4 protein-coding genes are annotated in these 4,304 nt (G+C 69.7%); all 4 read right to left on the reverse strand.

From position 1 onward, the window contains the following. Nucleotides 1-93: 93 nt before the first annotated feature. From ACIKT0_RS13880 to ACIKT0_RS13895, 4 genes are read right to left on the reverse strand one after another with little or no spacing between them, the layout of a single operon-like run. Nucleotides 94-726, reverse strand: coding sequence for an NTP transferase domain-containing protein (locus tag ACIKT0_RS13880; RefSeq protein ID WP_407105913.1), 633 nt, complete (start codon nt 724-726; stop codon nt 94-96). Further along, nucleotides 723-1,850: a GNAT family N-acetyltransferase gene (locus ACIKT0_RS13885; RefSeq protein WP_407105914.1), complete on the reverse strand. Its 1,128-nt coding sequence runs from the start codon at nt 1,848-1,850 to the stop codon at nt 723-725. Before ACIKT0_RS13885 ends, ACIKT0_RS13880 begins: the two co-directional genes overlap by 4 nt. After that, entirely contained in the window at nt 1,847-2,980 is a 1,134-nt protein-coding gene (locus tag ACIKT0_RS13890; protein ID WP_407105915.1) for an LptF/LptG family permease, read from the reverse strand. Before ACIKT0_RS13890 ends, ACIKT0_RS13885 begins: the two co-directional genes overlap by 4 nt. Next, complete coding sequence (locus ACIKT0_RS13895) at nt 2,980-4,206, reverse strand: LptF/LptG family permease (RefSeq protein ID WP_407105916.1); 1,227 nt, start codon at nt 4,204-4,206, stop codon at nt 2,980-2,982. Before ACIKT0_RS13895 ends, ACIKT0_RS13890 begins: the two co-directional genes overlap by 1 nt. Nucleotides 4,207-4,304: the final 98 nt, after the last annotated feature.

Here is a 4,304-nt window from a genome sequence, read left to right on the forward strand (position 1 = left end):
CCGATCTCCGGGCAGCGCCGAGAGCCACGCCCCCGCGATCGTCACCGCGCGGGGCTGAGCCTCAGCCGCCTTCGACGATGCGGCGCACCAGGATCAGGTCGGACGGCTTGTCGACGTCGACCGCGGCCGCGTCAGGCGGCCCAGCAGGTAGGAGAGGATCGCGCCCGGCCCGAGCCGCACCAGCATCTTCAGCGGCTTCTTGCGCAGCGCCTCGACTTCGCGCCAGCGCCGCACCGCCTCGACCGCGGTGGCGTCGCGCAGGAAGAACATGTTGCAGCCCGAGAAGGCGCCGTCCGCGAACCGCAGGAAGGTGCGCTTGGTGCCCGGAGTCGCGGCCATGACGTTCTCGGAGCGCGCCAGCCCGGCCGCCACCGTGGTCTGCGGCAGGTGGTCGAGGAAGTAGCCGACCCATTCGGGCTCGAGCAGCGCATGGTCGGCGGTCGTCACGAACAGCGGCGCGCCGAGCTTCTCGAGCGCGTCCGAGACGCTGGCGCTCAGCGTCTGCCCCGAGCGCAGCACCTCGACGTCCGGCCGCGTGACGAGCTCCGGCCGGTCGATCGACACCACGATGCGGTCGATCCGGCCGCTCGCCCGCAGGGCGTCGACGACCCGGTCGAGCATCGCGACGCCGCCGATCGGGATCAGCGCCTTGTGGCTGACGCCGGCGAATTCCGCGAGCGGGTCGCCGCCGGGCCGGACGCCGGCGAGCACCAGGGCCGTGGTCACGCTGTGAGCTTCTTCGAGTAGACGCGGTAGGTCTTGTAGGCCTTGCCGCCGCCGAGCGCTTCGCCGATGTGGCGCATCGGCATGTTGCTCTCCAGAACCCAGGACATCTCCACCCACTTCACCTTCCGGGCGCGCCCCTCCTCGCGGAACTTCTTGAAGATGTGGAGCGGCATCGTCTTGCCCAGGAAGCTGCGGTGGTATTCGCGCCGCACGCCCATCAGGGCGACGCGGCCGGACCTGTAGGTCCGCCGCTTCAGCCGCCACAGCAGCTTGGCCCAGCCGAACGGCAGCAGCTCGCCGTCGAGGTCGCGGATGATCTCGTTCAGGTTCGGCAGCGCCACCCCGAAGGCGGCAGGCTTGCCGGACATCTCCACGATCCAGACAAGCCGCTCGTCGATCAGCAGCTTGAGCGACTTGGCGAGGTGTTCGAGTTCGTCCTCGCCGAGCGGCACGAAGCCCCAATTGTCCGCCCAGGCGTCGTTGAAGATGTCGATGATGGCCCGCAGCTCGTCGTCGTAGCGGCTCCAGTCCATGTGCCGGACCGTGAGCTCCGGCGGCGTGGGGCGCGCCAGGATGCGCTCCACGGCGGGCGGGAACGGCGTGTCGACGTCGTGCAGATAGGCGTAGAGGTCCATCGCCTTGGCGTAGCCCTCGGCCTCCACGCGCGGCCCCACATAGGGCAGGTCGTGCGGCATCAGCAGCATCGGCGGCGTGTCGAAGCCGTCGACCAGCAGGCCGGATTCCTCGTTGATGCTGAGGTTGAACGGGCCCTGGATCTCGGCCTTGCCGCGCGCGCGGTGAAACGCCTCCACCTCCCGGAACAGGGCGCTGAAGACGGCCGGGTCGTCCTCCGCCGCGATCATCCCGAAATGGCCGACGTCGCCGGTGCGGCGGTCGGCCTGCGCGCTGATACGGCCGACCGGCCTCCCGTCGCGCCACGCCAGCCAGAAGGCCCAGTCCATGTAGTTGAACAGCGGGTTCTTCTTCGGCGAGAGCGCCTCGCGCCGCTCCATCTTGAGCGGCGCCACATAGGTCGGATCGTTGGCGTGCAGGCGGCCGGGCAGGGCGATGAACTGCTCGAAGTCGCGCTTCGAGACGACAGGGCGAACGTCGATCGAGCTCAATTCTTGGCCTCCGCCAGGCGCTTCACCGGTTGTGCCCTGGTCGCTCGCGACGGCCAGCCGCCGTCGATGCGGAAGATCCGGTAGGCGCCGTAGATCGCGAACACCACCAGCGCCGACCACGCGCCGATGGCGGGGCTGACGACGCCGGTCAGGGCGAGGGTCGTCAGCAACCCGTCGGAGAGCAGGAAGATCAGTCCGGCCGTCATGGCCAGGACGCCGCGCCGCCCGGTGCGGGCGTCGCGCCAGTTCACGAGCGCCGCCGGCATGGCGAGCAGCACCATCACGATGACGCCGAGGGGCCCCGCATACACCCGCTCGATGAGCGTCTGGTAGAACGGCAACGGCGCGTTGGGGGTCATCTCGCCGGCCAGAACCGCGCGCGCCGCCGCGAGCGAGACGCGGCTTTCGGGGGTCAGCGACGACAGCACGTCGTCGGGCGTGAGGCTCGTCTCCCACACCCCGTCGGCGGGGGTGCGCTCGTTGAAGTTCTCGCGCGTCCAGAGAACCCGCTCGGCGTCCTTGAGCGTCCATCTGCCGTTGCGGTAGCGCGCCTCCGCGGCGGTGGTGCGCGCGGTCACGATCTTGTTCTGGTCGCGGTCGTAGATGCGCACCGACCTCAGTCTTCTGCCGCGCTCGCTGACCCGGTCGAAGGAGACCACCGCGTCGCCGATCCGCAGCCATGTGGCCTTGGGGTTCTTCGACGCCTCGTCGGCCTGGCGGTCGATGCGCTGCGTGAGCAGGATCGCGAGGCGCGCCTCGGTGTGCGGCGCGACCACGTCGATCAGCGTCGACTGGAACAGCACCAGCGCAAGCGCGCCGGGCAGCATCGACAGGAACAGCTGGCTCGTGCTGCGCCCCGCCGACCGCATCGCCACGATCTCGCTGTTGCGGGCGAGCAGCAGCAGGACCAGCGTCGCCCCCACGAGGGCGCCGAGCGGCAGCGAGCGCGTCAGCAGCGTCGGCATCCTCAGCACGACGTAGCGCAGGATGCCGTAGAGGCCGTCGCCCTGGTCGAGGATGTCGCCGGCGTTGTCGACCAGATCGAGGATCTGCGCGATGAACGCCAGGATGAAGGTCGCGGTGAGCGCCATCCTGACGAGCGAGACGCTCAGATAGCGGGTGAGGCGCATCAGCTCTTGGCCGCCTGCAGCCGCGCGCCGAGGCGGCGCGTCACGCTTTCGATGATCCGTCTCACCCGGTCGAGCGCGCGCGACACGACGGTGTCGCCCGGCCGGTCCGTGCTGGTCCGGTAGAGCCAGAGCGCGAAGGCCACATAGACGAAGAACGGCGCCCAGCAATCGAGCGGCGCCCAGCCTCTGCCCTTGTGCGCGAAGGTCTGGCCGATCTGCAGCGCGTTGTGGAACAGCACCATCAGCACCGCCGAGGCGGCCGCGTTGCCGACCCGCGCGTTGCGGCGCATCGTCATGCTGAGCGGCACGATCAGCAGCGGCAGGAAGGGCAGCGACAGCGAGCGCGCCAGCCGCGAGTGGAACTCGGCCTGCAGTTCGTTCAGCGGCGAGGACGGCATCGGCGAGTTCATCTCGCTCCACAGCTCGCTCAGCGTGAGCTCGCGCTCATTGCCGCCGCGCGGCCGGAACGGCGGGGCCTGCAGGTCGAACTTCTTGTCGAGCACGAGCTCCTGGAAGCGCAGCGTGCTCGGCCGCGCCGCGCCGTAGTCGCGCACCACGACGCCGTTGTGCAGCTTGAGCTGGATCTGGGTCTTGTCCGGCGTCAGCTCGAGCGTGCCGGCGACCGAGGAGGTGACGACGTCCGCGCCCTGGTCGCGGTTCTGGATGAACACGCCCTTGAGCTGCCGGCCGGTCTTGTCGACCTCGTCGGCGGTGATCGTCAGCCCGTCCTTGACGCTGATGAAGGTGGCCGCGGGCGCATGCGCGCGCCAGGCGTAGGCGACGCTCGAATTGATGATGTCGCGATAGGCGTAGCGGCAATAGGGGGCGAGGTAGCCCACCACCAGGATGCTGAGCAGCGAGAGGATGCAGCCAAGCGCGACCAGCGGCCGCAGGACGGACTGGATCGACACACCGGAGGCGAGCATCGCCTCGAGCTCCGCCCCGAGGCTCAGCCGCGAGACGGCGCTGAAGATTCCGAGCGCGAAGCCCGCCGGCAGCGCGAAGCCGAGATAATGCGGGATCAGGTTGGTGGAGAGCGAGACCACCAGGATGATCGGCGCGCCGGCGGTCGCCAGCATGTCGACGAGGCGCAGCACCCGCTCGAGCAGCAGCGCCGTCAGCACGACGCCGAGCGACATCAGCATGGGCCGCAGCGTCAGGGCGAGAACGTAGCGATCGAGCAGGCGCAGCCGGAACCAGCCGCCGCTCGCGCGAGCGTCCGCCATCAGGCCATGATCGCCGAGGAGCTCACGCCCGAGCACGGCCAGATCGAGATCGTCGAGGCGGCGCTCACCGACAAGGAAGGCTTCGTGCGCCTCAAGGC

This window comes from Hansschlegelia beijingensis, from assembly GCF_045505405.1.
GTDB lineage: Bacteria > Pseudomonadota > Alphaproteobacteria > Rhizobiales > Methylopilaceae > Methylopila > Methylopila beijingensis_A.